12 protein-coding genes are annotated in these 15,255 nt (G+C 70.7%); 6 read left to right on the top strand and 6 right to left on the bottom strand.

Translation table 11 applies throughout. The features are described from left to right. Nucleotides 1–21: 21 nt before the first annotated feature. The 4 genes from GGR16_RS16940 to GGR16_RS16925 form a co-directional block, all read right to left on the bottom strand. Complete coding sequence (locus tag GGR16_RS16940) at nucleotides 22–840, bottom strand: ABC transporter permease (protein ID WP_183317361.1); 819 nt, start codon at nucleotides 838–840, stop codon at nucleotides 22–24. Nucleotide 841: 1 nt separating this feature from the next. After that, nucleotides 842–1,756 carry an ABC transporter permease gene (locus GGR16_RS16935; RefSeq protein WP_183317360.1) on the bottom strand — a complete coding sequence of 305 codons (915 nt, stop codon included), beginning with the start codon at nucleotides 1,754–1,756 and terminating at the stop codon, nucleotides 842–844. Nucleotides 1,757–1,849: 93 nt separating this feature from the next. After that, the gene (locus tag GGR16_RS16930; RefSeq protein ID WP_183317359.1) at nucleotides 1,850–3,151 is read right to left on the bottom strand and encodes an ABC transporter substrate-binding protein; all 1,302 of its coding nucleotides are present in this window, start codon (nucleotides 3,149–3,151) and stop codon (nucleotides 1,850–1,852) included. Between the two features lie 46 nt (nucleotides 3,152–3,197). Further along, on the bottom strand, nucleotides 3,198–4,283 hold the full coding sequence (locus GGR16_RS16925; RefSeq protein WP_183317358.1) for an ABC transporter ATP-binding protein: 1,086 nt from the start codon (nucleotides 4,281–4,283) through the stop codon (nucleotides 3,198–3,200). A gap of 121 nt (nucleotides 4,284–4,404) precedes the next feature. Here GGR16_RS16925 and GGR16_RS26435 point away from each other — a divergent pair, with 121 nt between their 5' ends. Next, entirely contained in the window at nucleotides 4,405–4,539 is a 135-nt protein-coding gene (locus GGR16_RS26435) for a hypothetical protein (protein WP_256374274.1), read from the top strand. 7 nt (nucleotides 4,540–4,546) lie between these two features. Next, nucleotides 4,547–5,260, top strand: a complete 714-nt coding sequence (locus GGR16_RS16920; RefSeq protein WP_183317357.1) for a GntR family transcriptional regulator — start codon at nucleotides 4,547–4,549, stop codon at nucleotides 5,258–5,260. Between the two features lie 18 nt (nucleotides 5,261–5,278). Here GGR16_RS16920 and GGR16_RS16915 read toward each other — a convergent pair whose 3' ends face one another. Then, nucleotides 5,279–8,146, bottom strand: coding sequence for an MbtH family protein (locus tag GGR16_RS16915; protein WP_183317356.1), 2,868 nt, complete (start codon nucleotides 8,144–8,146; stop codon nucleotides 5,279–5,281). Between the two features lie 158 nt (nucleotides 8,147–8,304). On the opposite strand from GGR16_RS16915, the gene GGR16_RS16910 reads away from it, so the two are divergent. From GGR16_RS16910 to GGR16_RS16895, 4 genes are all read left to right on the top strand, one after another. Continuing rightward, nucleotides 8,305–9,402 carry a GNAT family N-acetyltransferase gene (locus GGR16_RS16910; protein ID WP_183317355.1) on the top strand — a complete coding sequence of 366 codons (1,098 nt, stop codon included), beginning with the start codon at nucleotides 8,305–8,307 and terminating at the stop codon, nucleotides 9,400–9,402. A gap of 30 nt (nucleotides 9,403–9,432) precedes the next feature. Next, on the top strand, nucleotides 9,433–10,773 hold the full coding sequence (locus GGR16_RS16905; RefSeq protein WP_053194195.1) for a lysine N(6)-hydroxylase/L-ornithine N(5)-oxygenase family protein: 1,341 nt from the start codon (nucleotides 9,433–9,435) through the stop codon (nucleotides 10,771–10,773). Then, the gene (locus GGR16_RS16900) at nucleotides 10,770–11,570 is read left to right on the top strand and encodes a GNAT family N-acetyltransferase (protein WP_019404887.1); all 801 of its coding nucleotides are present in this window, start codon (nucleotides 10,770–10,772) and stop codon (nucleotides 11,568–11,570) included. Before GGR16_RS16905 ends, GGR16_RS16900 begins: the two co-directional genes overlap by 4 nt. Before the next feature lie 216 nt (nucleotides 11,571–11,786). Further along, nucleotides 11,787–13,193: an MATE family efflux transporter gene (locus tag GGR16_RS16895; RefSeq protein ID WP_026015613.1), complete on the top strand. Its 1,407-nt coding sequence runs from the start codon at nucleotides 11,787–11,789 to the stop codon at nucleotides 13,191–13,193. Here the strand turns inward: GGR16_RS16895 and fhuB are convergent. Further along, complete coding sequence (gene fhuB / locus GGR16_RS16890) at nucleotides 13,168–15,147, bottom strand: Fe(3+)-hydroxamate ABC transporter permease FhuB (RefSeq protein WP_019404885.1); 1,980 nt, start codon at nucleotides 15,145–15,147, stop codon at nucleotides 13,168–13,170. The two genes, GGR16_RS16895 and fhuB, sit on opposite strands and share 26 nt — an antisense overlap. Nucleotides 15,148–15,255: the final 108 nt, after the last annotated feature.

Raw genomic sequence — 15,255 nt, 5'->3', positions numbered from 1 at the left:
GTTCCGTGCGCGGGCTTTCGTTCAGCCCCGCGCCCTGCGCCGGCCGAGCCAGACGATGACGCCGAGCGTGAGCGAGATGACGAGGAAGGAGAAGAGCGTCGTCACCGTACCGAGCGCGTAGAGCACCGGCGTGGTGACGTTAGTCGTCATGCCGTAGATCTCGAGCGGCAGGGTGTTGTAGGTGCCGGCCGTCATCAGCGAGCGGGCGAATTCGTCATAGGACAGCGTGAAGCCGAAGAGGCCGACGCCGACCAGCATCGGCGCGATCATCGGCAGGAGGACATGGCGGAAGGTCTGCCACGGCGAGGCGCCGAGATCGCGCGCCGCCTCCTCGTAGGCCGGCGAGAAGCGGTTGAAGACGGCGAACATGATGAGTACGCCGAAGGGCAGCGTCCAGGTGAGGTGCGCACCGAAGGCCGAGCCGTACCAGGACGGGCGGATGCCGACCTGCTGGAACATCACGCCGATGCCGAGCGAGATGATGATCGACGGCACCACGAGGCTGGCGACCGCGAGGTAGAACAGCGGCGTCGCCCCGACGAACCGGCGCCGGAAGGCGAGGCCGGCGAGCAGCGAGATGACGACGGTCACCACCATCACCATGAGGCCGAGCGTGAAGGAGCGGCGGAAGGAGCCGCCGAAGTCGCCCACCGCCTGCTGCTCGGTGAGATTGCGGAACCAGTGCAGCGAGATCCCGTTGAGCGGGAAGGTGAGGCCGCCGCTCGGCCCCTGGAAGGACAGGATCAGGATCGCCGACAGGGGGCCGTAGAGGAAGAGAACGAACAGGCCGAAGAAGACCGCGAGGATCCAGAAGGTGACGGAGCGTCTTTCGCCGGCCATGTCACAGCTCCTTGCGGATGTCGACGACGCGCAGGATGCCCGCCACCATCAGGAGGACGAGGACGAGCAGCACGACGGCATTGGCCGCCGCCGCCGGATATTGCAGCAGCGACATCTGGTTGCGCATCATCAGCGCGACCGACGCGCTCTGGCCGCCGGACATGACCTGCACAGTGATGAAATCGGCCATCACCAGCGTGACCACGAAGATGGTGCCGATCGCCATCCCCGGCTTGGCGAGCGGCAGGACGACGTTCGACAGCACCTGCCAGCCGTTCGCCCCGGCATCGCGCGCGGCCTCGATCAGCGCGCGGTCGATGCGCATCAGCGTGTTGAAGATCGGCGTCACCATGAACAGCGTGTAGAGATGCACCATGGCGAGCACGACGGCGAAGTCGGAGTAGAGCAGCCATTCGACCGGCGTCGAGACGAGCCCCATCTCGATGAGCGTGGCGTTGACGAGCCCGTTCCGCCCCAGCACCGGGATCCAGGAGATCATGCGGATGATGTTGGAGGTCAGGAACGGCACCGTGCAGACGAGGAACAGCACCATCTGCATGGTCGCGGTACGGACGTGGAAGGCGAGGAAATAGGCGACCCAGAAGCCGATGAAGAGCGTCAGCGCCCAGACGATGGCGGCATATTTCAGCGTGTTGAGATAGGTGCGCCACGTCACCCATGAGCCGAGCGTCTCGGCATAGTTGGTGAGGACGAAATCGGGATATAGCCGCGCGAAGTCGTAGTCCCAGAAGCTGACCGCCACGATCATCAGGATCGGCGCGAGGAGGAAGACGCCGAGGATGAGCGCGAGCGGCGCCGCCTGCAGGTAGGCGGCGAGGCGGCCGAGCACGGAGACAAGGCGTGCGCCGGCCGGGCGGGCCGGGGAAGCGGCAGGTTGTTCGACGGCGATGGCCATGCGGCCTTTCCTCGGTGGAAACGCTGCTCTGACGGAGGCCCGCGTGGCGGGCCGCCCCCTCCCTGTCAGGGGAGAGGGCGGGAAGGCGCGGGATCAGGCGGCGATGAACTCGTTCCAGCGGCGGACCATGTAGCGGTCCTCGTCCATCACCGAGTTCCAGCAGGCGACCTTGCCCATGCGCTCCTCGAAGGAGCCGCCGTCGCGCACGGCGCCTGCCTTCTCCATCACCTTGCCGTCGGGCGCGAGAATGTCGCCCTTGGCCGGCTTGCCTTCGACCCAGAAGCCCCATTCGTCGTCGGACATGTGCTTCTTCGCGGTCTCCATGGCGGCGGAATAATAGCCCTGGCGGTTGAGATAGGCGCCGACCCAGCCCGACAGGTACCAGTTGATGTATTCGTAGGCCGCGTCGAGCTTGGCGCCGCTGAGGTGCTTGGCGAGGCCGATGCCGCCGCCCCAGGCGCGATAGCCTTCCTTGAGCGGCTGGTAGACGCAGGGGATGCCGCGCGAGCGCACGGCCGCCACGGCGGGCGACCACATGGACTGGATGACGACCTCGCCCGAGGCCATGAGGTTGACGCTCTCGTCGAAGGACTTCCAGAAGGCGCGGAACTGGCCGGCGCGCTTGGCGGCGATGAGGAAATCGATGGTCTTGTCGATCTCCGCCCGCGTCATGTTGCCCTTGTCGGCATAGGTGAGCTCGCCCGAGGCCTCCATGATCATGGCCGCGTCCATGATGCCGATGGAGGGGATGTTGAGGATCGAGGCCTTGCCACGGAAGGCCGGGTCCATGATGTCGGCCCAGGTGGTGATCGGGCGGCCGACGAGATCGGGCCGGATGCCGAGGGTGTCGGCGTTGTAGATGGTCGGCACCATCGTCAGCCAGCCGGTCGGCGCCTTGGCGAAGGTGGTCGAATCCGGCCCCTCGACGAAGCCGACCGTATGCGGCGCAGTGCCTTGGGCGATGACGCTGTCCGGCGTCAGCTTGCCGGTGATGAACAGCGGCACGATCTTGTCGAAATAGGTGAGCCGCGACACGTCCATCGGCTGCAGGACGCCGGCCGGGAAGACCTTCTTGGCGATCCAGTATTCGACGTCGGCGATGTCGTAGGAATCGGGCTGGGTGACGGCGCGCTGCGCGGCGGCGTCCGAATCCGTCGCCGTCATCTCCAGCGTGATACCGAGGTCCTCCTTGCACTTCTCGGCGATGGCGTTGAGGTTCGACACGCCGGTGCCGAACTGGCGCAGGGTGATCGGGTTCTGTGCCCAGATGGTCGGAAAGCCCGTGATCGCGCCCGAGCCGGCGGCAAGGCCCGCGGCGGCTGCGCCGGTCTTCAGGAGCGAGCGGCGCGAGATGCCGCCCGATATGCCGCGCTTGTCCTTCGTTGTCCTGGTCATGGCCTCTTCCCCTCTTGTGATTGTTGCTGCTTGATCGTCGCTCGGCTCAGGAATCGAGCCGGCCGAGGACGATCGCGTCCTCGGCACCCCAGGCGAACGGAACCGCCTCGCCCACCGTGACCGGCCTGGCGAAGAAGGCGCCATCGCCGACGATTGCCGTGAAATCCTCGATGCCGGCGCCGCTCGCCGTCAGCTTCACCGAAGCGCCGCGATATTCGACATTGGTGACGATGCCGGTGAAGCCGAGCCCGGGCGCCGGCGCCTCGCCGAGGCGCACGCGGTCGGTGCGCACGGCGATGTCCGCCTGCCCGCCCTCGGGCGGCCGGCCGAGCGCGTCGAAGCGTCCGCCACCGGCGACCTCGACCGTGACGGCGCCGTCGCGCACATCGGCCACCCGGCCGGAAATGACGTTGTGGTCGCCCATGAAGCGGGCAACGAAGGCGGTGGCCGGCCGCTCGAAGATCGTGCGCGGATGGGCCGCCTGCTCGATGCGGCCCTCGTTCATCACCACGATGAGGTCGGCGAGCGCCATCGCCTCCTCCTGGCTGTGGGTGACGTGGACGAAGGTGATGCCGAGCTCGTTCTGCAGCTTCTTGAGCTCGGCCCGCACCCTGACCTTCAGGAAGGGATCGAGCGCAGAGAGCGGCTCGTCGAGCAGCAGCGCCTCCGGATCGGTGATCAGCGCACGCGCCAGCGCCACGCGCTGCTGCTGGCCGCCGGAGAGCTGCGCCGGCCGGCGGCCGGCATAGGCGTCCATCTGCACCAGCTTCAACATATCGAGCGCCCGCGTGCGGCGCTCCTCCTTCGACACGCCCTTCATCTTCAGGCTGAAGGCGACGTTGTCGGCGACGTCGAGATGGGGAAAGAGCGCGTAGGACTGGAACATCATCGCCGTGCCGCGCCGCGCCGGCGGCAGGTCGGTGACGACGGTGTTGCCGAGCCGGATATCGCCCGAGGAGATGCGCTCATGGCCGGCGATCATCCTGAGCGTCGTCGACTTGCCGCAGCCGGACGGCCCGAGCAGGCAACAATAGCTCCCCGCCGGGATCTTGAGGCTGATGGCGTGAACGGCGGTCATCGTCCCGTAGACCTTGGATACGGAGGCGATGTCGATCGCGGCGGCCTTGCTCATGCGGCATTCCCCTGTCTGCCGGGGATGAAGCATCCCGCGTGCCAGTTGCCGGGAGTGGACCCAAGGCGCTGGTAGGGCTCAGGTTTTCTGCCGAGCTCGGCGAGCACGGGAGGGCACGGTCATGCGCCTGCACAAATTCCAGGCAATCGTCGCCGATCCGGTGGCAAAATTGTATGCAATCTCGACGCTCATTGCCGGCAATCTCGGCTTTCCTCCGCCGCTTTTCCCGCTAGAAGGGGAGACCCCATGCGGGTGAGACGGGCATGAACCTCATCGATTCGACACCTGCCGACGGGCAGCAGACAGCCGAGGACCGCACGCAGGCGATCCATGACCGGCTGCGCGACGCCATCGTCGACCGCCGGCTGGCGCCCGGCACGAAGCTCTCGGAGAGCGAGGTCGGCGCGCTGTTCGACGTGAGCCGCACGGTGGTGCGCGCGGCGCTGCAGATGCTCGCCTTCGAGGGGCTGGTCCGCATCGAGCGCAACCGCGGCGCCTTCGTCGCCAATCCCTCGCCGGAGGAGGCCCGCCAGGTCTTCGCCTCCCGCCGGCTGATCGAGCCCGGCATCGTCGCCGCCGCGGCCGAGCGGGTGACGGCCGACGACATCGCCCGCCTGCGGGCCCATCTTGCCGCCGAGCGCCGGCACATGCACGCGCGTGGGCCGGACGCGCGGCGCGCCGAGATCAAGGCCTCGGGCGAATTCCACCTGCTGCTCGCGACCATGGGCGGCAATGCCATCCTGCAGCGCTTCATGGAGGAGCTGGTCGCCCGCTCCTCCCTGGTCATCGCGCTCTATGGCCGCTCCGGCGCCTCGAGCTGCGGCCACGACGAGCACGACACCATCGTCGATGCGCTCGAAAGGCGCGATGCGGCGGCCGCGGTCGCGCTCGTCGTCAGCCACATCGACCATATCGAGGCCGATCTCGACCTGCGCGCCCGCACCGGCCCCACGCTGAAGGCGGCACTGGCGCCGTAGGTCCGGCGGCAGCTGGCCTCACCGCGCCGCGGCAAGCGGGCGGGGCGCCGGCAGCCGGCTCCGGAGGCTCGCGTCGAGCTGTTCGGCGAAGCTCGCGTGGAAGGCCGCGGCCGTGACGATGTCGAGATGGTCGGTGTCCGGCACCAGCGTCACAGCCTCGACGCGGCTGGAATAATCCCGCCAGTCGACGAGCCTGAAGCCCCGCTCGATGGACTTTTCCGCGATCCAGGCACGGATGGGCAGGTCGCTCGGCTCGAGGCGATAGTTGCGGAAGATCATCGCGTTCTCGATGAGCGTCCAGAAGATGTGCTCGCGGCTGCCGATGTCCGGACCGTCGAGCGGCAGGTCCTCGGGGCTGTTCAGCACATAGGCGAGGAAGCGGGTGTAGACCTCCGCGTCCATGCGGGCGATGAGACCCTCCCAGTCGGCGCGCATGCGCGTGCGCGGCAACCAGGCCGCGATGCGCCGCTCGATTCCAGTCCTCTCGTCTTCCGTGAGGCTCACCTCGGCATCGATGGCGAATTCCGCGTCGAGGGCGCAGACGTCGAGCATGCCGACGAAGGTGAGGTCGACCTCGCCCGCGAGCCGCCGCGCCGTCTCATAGGCGAGGATGCCGCCCCACGACCAGCCGAGCAGCGTGCAGGCCCCGCCGCTGGTGCGGCGGATATAGTCGGCATAGCGGCCGGCGAGTTCCTCGACGCTCACCGTGCGCGCCTTGTCCTCGGTCAGCGAGTAGCAGATGAAGGCGGTCGCCGGCTGGTCCGGCCCCAGATGCTCGACGAGCCCGGCATATTCGCGCGTGCTGACGAGGAGGCCCGGGAAGCAGTAGAGCATCGGCCGGCTGCCAGTGCGCCGCATGTGGACGACCGCATGCTCCTCGGCCGTTCCGCTCGCCAGCGCGGCGGCGAGCGCCTCGACCGTCTGATGGTTGAAGATCTGGGCGATGGTGACGGACCGGCCGGGCAGGAGCCGCGACAGGCGGGCGAGCACCCGGAGCGCCGAGAGCGAATTGCCGCCGAGCTCGAAGAAGTTCTCGTCGATGCCGACGGCGGCGAGCCCCAGCACCTCGCGCCAGATGCCGGCGATATCCGCCTCGAGCGGCGTGCGCGGCGGGCGGATCGGCACGACATGCGCCTGCGGTTGGGGAAGGGCGTCGCGGTCGAGCTTGCCGTTGGGCGTGAACGGCAGCCGGTCGATGATGAGGATGCGCGAGGGCACCATGTAGCCGGGCAGGCGCGCGGCCAGCGTCGCCCGCAGGGCCGCCGGGTCGATCGTCGCGCCGGCCGCCGGTACGACATAGCCGACGAGCATGGTGCCGCCCGGCGCCTCGCGCAAAGCCGCGGCGGCGGCGCTGACGCCGTCGAGCTCGGCAAGCTGCGCCTCCACCTCGCCGAGCTCGATGCGGAAGCCGCGCAGCTTCACCTGCTGGTCGCGTCGGCCGAGATAGTCAATGACGCCGTCGGCGCGCCGGCGCACGACGTCGCCCGTGCGGTACATGCGTCCGCCGCCGCCGGTGAAGGGATCGGGCAGGAAGCGCTCGGCCGTGCCGCCCGGCCGGCCGTGATAGCCGCGCGCGAGGCCTTCACCGCCGATGAACAGCTCGCCCGCCTCGCCGTCGGCCACTGGCATGAGATCATCGTCGAGCACATAGGTGCTGCGCGGACCGACACCCTGGCCGATGGGCGCATAGGCCCCCGAAAAGGTCGCGCTCGCCGGCACTTTCCAGGCGAGCGGCGAGATCACCGCCTCCGTCGGGCCGTAGCCGTTGATGAGCCATTGCGGCTTCAGCGCCCGCTTGACGAGTTCGAAGGTCGCCGGCGACATGCCCTCGCCGCCGAAGGAATAGAGGCGGACCGGCGGGGCCTCGCCCGTTTCAAGCGCCCATTCCGCCACCAGGTGCAGGTAGCGTGGCGGAAAGCCGGCATTGGTGACGCCGTGGCGCGCCATGGCACCAAGCGTCTCGGCCGCGCTCCACAACGCTTGGTCGCGCAGCACGATGGCACCGCCGAAGGCGAGCGGCACCATCCAGCGCTCGTGCGCGCCGTCGAAGCTGACGGACAGGAAGTGCAATTCGCGCGACTGCGGCGTCATGTCGTAGAGCTCGCCGGTGGCGAGGCAATGGGCGGCGAGCGGCCCGTGCGCCACGGCGACGCCTTTCGGCCGCCCGGTGGAGCCGGAGGTATAGACGAGATAGGCGAGCTGGCCGGGATGGACGGCGATGCCCGGATCGCTGTCGTCGAGCCCCGACAGGGGAAGCCCGTCGCAGGCGACGATGCTCGCGCCGGGCAGGGGCGGAAGCCGTGCGGCGAGGTCGCGGGTCGTCAGCAGGATGTCGACGCCCGCATCGCTCAGCACATGCGCGATGCGCTCGGCCGGATGGTCGGGATCGACCGGCACGAAGGCCCCGCCGGCCTTCAGCACGGCGAGGAAGGCGGCAATCATCTCGGCTGAACGGGGCAGGGCGACCCCGACGCGGTCCTCGGCGGCGAGGCCGAGGGCGAGGAGATGGCGCGCGAGCCGGTTCGCCCGGCTCTCGAGGGCGGCAAAGCTCGTCTCGCCGCTGTTCTGGATGACAGCGGGCGCGTCCGGCCGGGCGCGGGCATGGCCGGCGATGAGGCTGTGCACCGGCGCGCCGGCGCCGTGGCACCCGCCCCAGGCGAGCGTCGCCCTGGCCTCATCCCCGCCCGCGGCGAGGAAGGCGGCGAGCCGGGCCGGGCGCATGTCGCGCCAGACGGTGTCGACATGGGCGAGGCATGCGGCGCGGGGGCCCGAGAAGCCTGCTGTGCGCCAGCCGTCCGGCAGCGCGCGGCCGGCGGGCCAGAGCGAGAACTGTCCCTCGCCGTTCACCACGACGTCGAAATTGGTGCCCTCGTCGTCGATCGCCATGCGCCCGATCCGTCCGTTGTTGTCGCTGCCTTCAAGACGGACGGAGACGGAAAAAATTTCGCGTTTTTCCCCATTTCCGCACCGGCTGCTGGCCGGAACGCTGAAAAAAACGCCCTCGGCATTCGTCGTTTCAGCGACATGTGCGGCAGGAGAGGGCCATGGGCATCGCGGAGATGAGACCGGGCGAGACCGTCTACACCTCGTTCAATGCCGGGGACGGGCAAAGGCTTGCGGTGCGGGCAACCGGCCAGGGCTTCGCCGTCGAGCGTGACGGCATGGTGCTCGTCACGCTCCTGCCCGGGGACGAGGGCCGGCGCCTGACGTTGCGGCCGGGTGCTGCGGAGCCCGCGGCGCTGGCGCGCGCCGCCCTCGCCGGGCTCGAAGCCTTCTTCGCCCTGCGTCCGGATCAGGCCACGGCCCGGCTCGATCCGGTGAGCTGGGCGCCCGTCGCCGATGCACTCCTCGGCCGCGGGGCCGCGCTTGCCGGGCCCGGCGGCACGCTGACGGCCCACGCCTCCCTCCTGTGGCAACTGCCCGAGCTGTGGCTGCCGTCCCCAACCGCGCCCTATCCGCAGCATTTCGTGATGACGGGCGGGCGCCGCCATCCGCTGCGGCCGATGAAGCCGACGGGCATGGTCTATGCCCGCTTCATCCCCTGGCTCGGCGGCGTTCTGTCCCTGCGCGCCGCGACGGTGGAGGCCGACGCCGCGCGCCTCAACCGCTGGATGAACGACCCGCGCGTCGCCGCCGTCTGGGCGGAGGAGGGCGACCTCGACAAGCACCGGGCCTATCTCGGCGGGCTCATCGCCGATCCGCACATGCTGCCGCTCATCGGCTCCTTCGACGGCGAGCCCTTCGGCTATTTCGAGGTCTACTGGGCGAAGGAGAACCGCCTCGGCCCCTTCTACGACGCGCAGGACTACGACCGCGGCTGGCACGTGCTGATCGGCGAGGACGGGTTCCGCGGCCGGCCGTGGGTCACGGCCTGGCTGCCGTCGCTGATGCACTACATCTTCCTCGACGACTGCCGCACCGAGCGCATCGTCGGCGAGCCGCGGGCCGACCACCAGCAACAGATCCGCAACCTCGACAAGGCCGGCTTCGCCAAGATCAAGGAATTCGACTTCCCGCACAAACGGGCCTTGCTCGTGATGCTGCTGCGCGAGCGCTTCTTCGGCGACCGGCTCTGGCAGCCGGCGGTGGCGCCCGAGGCAGCGCGGCAGGGCATGCGCTTGCCCGAGCCCGTCGAGGCATGACCGTCACACGACCAGCGGCAGGTGATCCCCATGACCATGCATGACCGGACCTTCGACGTGATCGGCGTCGGCTTCGGCCCCTCGAACCTCGCCCTCGCCATCGCGCTCGACGAGGCGGCCCGCCGCGAGCGGCCGGGCCTCGCCTTCCACTTCGTCGAGAAGCAGCCGCATTTCACCTGGCACGGCGGCATGCTGCTGCCGGACAGCGACATGCAGATCTCCTTTCTCAAGGACCTCGTCTCGCTGCGCGACCCGACGAGCCCCTTCACCTTCGTCAACTACCTGCACGAGAAGGGACGTCTCACCGCCTTCATCAACCGCAAGACGTTCTTCCCGAGCCGTGTCGAGTTCAACGACTACCTGCGCTGGGCGGCATCCTGCTTCGCCGAGCGCTGCAGCTATGGCGAGGAGGTCGTCGCCCTCGAGCCGGCGGCGGAGCGCGACGGCACGGTAACCGCCTTCGCCGTGCGCTCGCGCGCCGCCGACGGCACCGAGCGCCTGCGCCGGGCGCGCAACGTCGTCATCGCCGCCGGCGGCGCGCCGCAGCTTCCCGAGTGCTTCGCGCCATTCGCCGGCGATACGCGCATCATGCATTCCTCGCGCTATCTCGATCGCATCGCGGGGCTGGGCCTTACCGACGCGCCCACCACCCGCATCGCCGTCGTCGGCGGCGGGCAGAGCGCGGCCGAGATCTTCTGCGATCTCGCCGGCCGCTTCGGCAGGGCGGCGATCGATCTTCTCGTGCGCGGGCGGGCCCTGAAGCCGGCCGACGACAGCCCCTTCGTCAACGAGATCTTCGATCCGGAGGGCACCGGCACCTTCTTCGGCCAGCCGCCGGCGGCGCGCCACGCCTTTCTCGACGAGTTCCGCAACACCAACTACGCGGTGGTCGACCACGACCTGATCCAGCGCATCTACGACATGCTCTACGAGCAGCGGGTGGCCGACGGCTCGCGGCTCGCGCTCTCGAGCGGGCGCGCAGTGGTGGCCGCTGCGACCGACCGCGACGGCATCACGCTGACGCTCGCCGACAGCAGGGGCGGGGCGGCCGAGGAGCGGCGCTACGACGCCGTCGTGCTCGCCACCGGCTATCGCCGTGGCCTCGACCGTCGGCTTCTCGCACCGCTCGCGCCGTATCTTGCCGATGCAACGGTGGACCGGGACTATCGCCTGCCGATGGCGGAGGCCTGCGAGGCGGGGCTCTTCATGCAGGGGCAGTCGGAGACGACGCACGGGCTGAGCGATACCCTGCTCTCCGTCGTCGCCGTGCGGTCCCGCGAGATCGCGACGGCGATCGTCGAGCGGCTGCCGCCTCCACCTCTCCCGGCGGAGCAGTTCATGCGGCCCGTGCGCCTGGCGGCTTCCTCGTGACCGCCGCGGCGACAAGAACAGCGGCCGAGCCGGATGTCGAGGCGCTCGTCTCGGCGCATCTTGCCATGCTCGCCGGCAGCTATCTCACCGAGGTCATCGCAGGGCCGGGCCGCGCCCGCTACGCCTTTTCGGCCGGCATCCCGGACGTGACCATGAACTTCGCCGTCGGCCTCGGCACCGGCGGCATCGGCTGGCTTGAGGAGACGGCCCGAGCGCGTGGGCGCGCCCCGGCCTTCCTGGCCGAGGGGGAGGCGGCGCTCGGCTGGCTCCCCGGCGCCCGCGCCTATGCGGCGCGCTGGATGGTGGCCGAAGCCGCGCCCGTCGCACGGGACGACCTCGCTCTCGCCGGGCTTGCCTTGCGCCTGACCGACGGCCCTGCGCCGGATGCCTCCTTCCTCGCCGTCTTCGGCGCCTGTCACGACGGCGGGCCGATCGATGCGCATGTCGCGCGCTATTATGTGCCGGTGCTCGCCGCCGCGCAGCCGGTGGCCGGCGTCGCGACGCGCCACGCGGTCGTGTTCGACGGGCAGGATCCCGTCGCCTGCGCCACGCTGCATGTCGCCGGTCCGCTCGCCGGGCTCTACAATGTCGGCACGCGGCACACGCGCCAGCGCGGCGGCATCGGCCTCAAGCTCACGCGGCGCCTCATCGCCGAGGCGGCCCGGCTCGGCGCAAGCCACGTCTTCCTGCAATGCGCGGCAGGCACGCATCTCGAGCGGCTCTACGGGCGGGCGGGCTTCCGCACCACGTTCTCACCTCTGCTCGTTTGCCGGGAAGGCGCGCGGGATGACCATTGATGAACCGTCCGCCACTGGCCCGGCGCTTTCCGCCGTCATGGCCGGGCTTGTCCCGGCCATCCACGCCTCTAGCGTTGCCTCGAGCTGCAAGGCGTGGATGCCCGCGACGAGCGCGGGCATGACGGAGGGGGGCGTTGCGCTTCACCACCATGCGGGCGCGTTGCCCGGGCAGGGCGACCGAAAGACGGGCGCGGCAGAACGGGCAGGACGCAACCGATGAGGCCGCGGATGCGCCTCTTCCTCTCCGCGCCGCTCGATCTCGGCGCGCCGGACCTGCGGCGCCTCATCGTGCGCCTGGCGCTGCCGGCCGTGGCGGGGCTGTCCATCAACGCCCTGCATCACCTCGCCAATGCCGCCTTCCTCGGCATGCTGGGGGCGGAGGCGGTGGCGGCGGTGAGCTTCGTCTTTCCGCTCGCCATCCTGCTCGCAGCGCTCGGCGAGGGCATCGGCGTCGGCACGGCGGCGCTCGTCTCGCGCCTTCTCGGCGCCGGGCGAGAGGAAGCGGCCGGCCGCGCGGCGACCGCGGCCATGGTGGTGGCGCTCGTGACCGGCCTCGGCGCCGGCGGGCTCGTGCTCCTGTTTCTCGATCCGATCCTCCATGCCTTCGGCACGACGCCGGGAGCCTTCGGCGCGGCGCGGGCCTATGCGCTCATCCTCGCCCTCGGCACGGTGCTGACGCTGACGCAGATCCTCGCCGACTTCATCGCCATCGCCGAGGGCAACACGCGCTTCAGCATGTGGACGCTCGTCGGCTGCTTTGCCGTCAATATCGCGCTCGATCCCCTCTTCATCTTCGTCTTCGGCTGGGGCGTGCCCGGCGCGGCGGCGGCGACGCTCGTGGCGCAGCTCCTCGTCATGGCCGTCTGGGCCGTCTATTTCGCCGGCGGCTACGGGCGGGTGCGGCTGCGCCTTGGCCTGTTGCGCGGCCGGCTCGGCGCGCTCTGGCGGGAGATGCTGCGCCCGGTCCTCGCCGTCGGCGCGCCGGCGGGGCTCGCCAGCGTCGTCTCGGCCGCCGCCTTCACGCTCGTCTACCGCACGGCCGGGCCCTATGGCGAGGCGAGCGTCGCCGGCCTCGGCATCGCCCTCAGGCTGCTCGCGGCGGGGGTGCTGCCCGTCGCCGGTTTCTGCATCGGTGCCCAGGCGGTGCTCGGCTATGCGCTCGGCGACGGCGACACGGCGCGCGTGCGCGCGGCGCTCGGCTTCATGCTGCGCGTCACCGGCGTCTTCGCGCTCGTCCATGCCGTGGTCATGATCACCTTCGCCGATGCCGTCGTATCGGTGTTCTCGGCGGATGCGGCGGTGCGCGCGGTGGCGGCGCGGGCGCTCGTCGCCGTCCATCTATTCTTCGCCCTCTTCGGCCTGCAGATGGTGCTCGTCGTGCTGCTGCGGGCGAGCGGGCGGGCGCGGCTCGCGGCCCTCGTGACGCTGGCGCCGCAGGGCTATCTGCTGGTGCCGCTCGTTCTCGTGCTGCCGCGCGTCTGGGGGCTCGACGGGCTCATCGCCGCGCCGGCCGTCGCCGCAGGCTTTGCCGGCTTTGCCGCTGCCGTGCTGCTGGCGCGCGAGATGCGCGCCCTCGGCCGCGCCGCGCGGCCGGCGCTCAGCGCCTTCGCAGCAGCCAGATGAGGCAGGGCGTGCCGACGAGCGTCGCCATCAGCCCGGCGGGGATGGCGCTCGTCGGTGACACGAGCCGGCCGAGCCAGTCGGCCATGGCCATGACCGTGCCGCCGAGAAGCGCGGCGCCGAGCGCCTGCGGCAGGCCCTGCGCGAGCCCGGCGAGCCGCGCCAGATGCGGCGCCATGAGCCCGACGAAGCTGAGAGGGCCGACGACGAGCGTCGCGGTGGCCGTCGCGACCGCCGAAAAGAGAAGAACGGCGAGGCGGCTTGCGCCGAGCGGCAGCCCGAGCGTGCGGATTGTGGCCGTGCCGAGGGGCAGGATGTCGAGCCAGCGCGCCATCGGCGGCAACAGGGCGATGAGCGCCACGGCGACGCCCGCGGTGACGAGCGCATCGCCCGCGCCCACTCGATAGGTCGAGCCAACGAGCCAGGCGAGCAGCATCTGGGCGCGTGGATCGCCCGCGGCCATCAGCGCGACGACGAGGGCGTCGAAGAAGGCACCGAGGGCGATGCCGGCGATCAGCACCCGCTCGGGTGAGAAACTGCTGCCGCGGGCGAGCGACAGGATGGCGAAAAGGGCGAGGAAGGCGCCGGCCGCGCCCGCCGCGAGGCTCTCGGACCGGCCGGCCGCCGGCACGAGGATGAGCAGGAGCACGAGGCCGAGCGCCGCGCCGGTCGAGATGCCGAGCACCTCCGGGCTCGCCATCGGGTTGCCGGTGAGGCGCTGCATCAGCACGCCGGCCGCCGCGAGCATGGCGCCGGCGGCGAAGGCAGCCGCAATGCGCGGCAGGCGCCACGGCAGCAGAGCCGACAGGTTATCCGGCCCGGCGACGGCGATCCCGTCCGGCCCGCGGCCGATGACGAGCGTTGCCGCAATGACAACGAGCGCGAGGAGAGCGAAGAACCCGACGCTGCGCCACGGCCGCCGGCTACGGCGGGCTGCGGGCAGAGCGGCGCTGCGCGGCGGCGTGGCCGTCATCGCGAGACGCCGCAGCAGGACGAGGAGGAGCGGCGCCCCGAGGAGGGCCGTCACGGCCCCGGTCGGCACCATCTCGCCGAAGGGCCCGGCCCAGCGCTGCAGGAGTTGGTCGGTCAGCCACAGGAGGGCGGCACCGGTGAGCGGTGCCCAGAGAAGGCGCTGCCGCAGCGTCCGCGCGCCCATGAGGCCGGCGAGCGTCGGGGCGGCGAGATCGACGAAGCCGATGACGCCGACGGCGCTGACGACGGAAGCGGCGAGCGCCACGGCCAGCCCCAGCAGGACGAGGCGGGCGCCGCCGAGCGCGAGCCCCAGGCTGCGCGCCTGCCCGTCGTCGAGGCCGGCGAGCGTCAGCGGGCGCACCATCAGCGCGACGAGCAGCGCAACGGCGGCGAGCCGCGGGGCGAGGAACCACACGGTGCCCCAGCCCTGCTGGCTGAGCGAGCCGCCGCCCCAGAGGAAAAGGGCGGTGAGATAATGCTCGTTGAACAGGACGAGCGCCGCTGCCGCCGTGCCGGCGGCAAGGCTCACCGCCATGCCGGCGATGACCACGGCGAGCGGCGACAGCGCCCGGCCCCAGGCGATGGAAAGGACGAGGAGGAGCGCGGCCGCGGCGCCGCCGAAGGCGACGATCTCGCTTCCTTCCGTCAGCACTCCCGGCAGCCACAGCCCGGCAACGGCGAGGGCAAGACGAGCTCCGGCCGCGACCCCGAGCGTCGTGGAGGAGGCGAGGGGATTGCGCAGCACCTGCTGGAACACGGCGCCCGCGAGACCCAGCGCCGCTCCGGCGAGGATGCTGACGACGAGCCGGGGCAGAAAGCTCTCCCGCGCCACGAGCTGGCGCATGTCTGCGAGGTCCGGAGCGGTCAAAGCGGTAAGCCACAGCTCCGGCGGCAGCCGTGCCGCAAGCGCATCGACGCTGAGGAGTGCCGCGACGGCGACCATGGCCGCGACGCCCCAGGCCGGGTGGAGGCGCGCGCGCGACAAGTCCCTCTCCCCGCAATGGAGCTCGGGCTTGCCCGAGCTCCTATTCGTCTCGCGCAAGTCGGGTGAACCCGACTTGCCTTCGGGGCGAGGGTCGGGGTGAGGGGGAAG

Origin of the sequence: Chelatococcus caeni, from assembly GCF_014196925.1 — a bacterium.
Lineage (GTDB): Bacteria > Pseudomonadota > Alphaproteobacteria > Rhizobiales > Beijerinckiaceae > Chelatococcus_A > Chelatococcus_A caeni.
This window is presented reverse-complemented; position numbering and strand designations above follow the sequence as displayed.

Coding starts and splice junctions, on each gene's coding strand:
- GGR16_RS16915 (WP_183317356.1), bottom strand. CDS start 8,146: ATGGCGATCGACGACGAGGGCACCAATTTCGACGTCGTGGTGAACGGC.
- GGR16_RS16925 (WP_183317358.1), bottom strand. CDS start 4,283: ATGAGCAAGGCCGCCGCGATCGACATCGCCTCCGTATCCAAGGTCTAC.
- GGR16_RS16940 (WP_183317361.1), bottom strand. CDS start 840: ATGGCCGGCGAAAGACGCTCCGTCACCTTCTGGATCCTCGCGGTCTTC.
- GGR16_RS16895 (WP_026015613.1), top strand. CDS start 11,787: ATGAGGCCGCGGATGCGCCTCTTCCTCTCCGCGCCGCTCGATCTCGGC.
- GGR16_RS16920 (WP_183317357.1), top strand. CDS start 4,547: ATGAACCTCATCGATTCGACACCTGCCGACGGGCAGCAGACAGCCGAG.
- GGR16_RS16930 (WP_183317359.1), bottom strand. CDS start 3,151: ATGACCAGGACAACGAAGGACAAGCGCGGCATATCGGGCGGCATCTCG.
- GGR16_RS16905 (WP_053194195.1), top strand. CDS start 9,433: ATGACCATGCATGACCGGACCTTCGACGTGATCGGCGTCGGCTTCGGC.
- GGR16_RS26435 (WP_256374274.1), top strand. CDS start 4,405: ATGCGCCTGCACAAATTCCAGGCAATCGTCGCCGATCCGGTGGCAAAA.
- GGR16_RS16910 (WP_183317355.1), top strand. CDS start 8,305: ATGGGCATCGCGGAGATGAGACCGGGCGAGACCGTCTACACCTCGTTC.
- GGR16_RS16935 (WP_183317360.1), bottom strand. CDS start 1,756: ATGGCCATCGCCGTCGAACAACCTGCCGCTTCCCCGGCCCGCCCGGCC.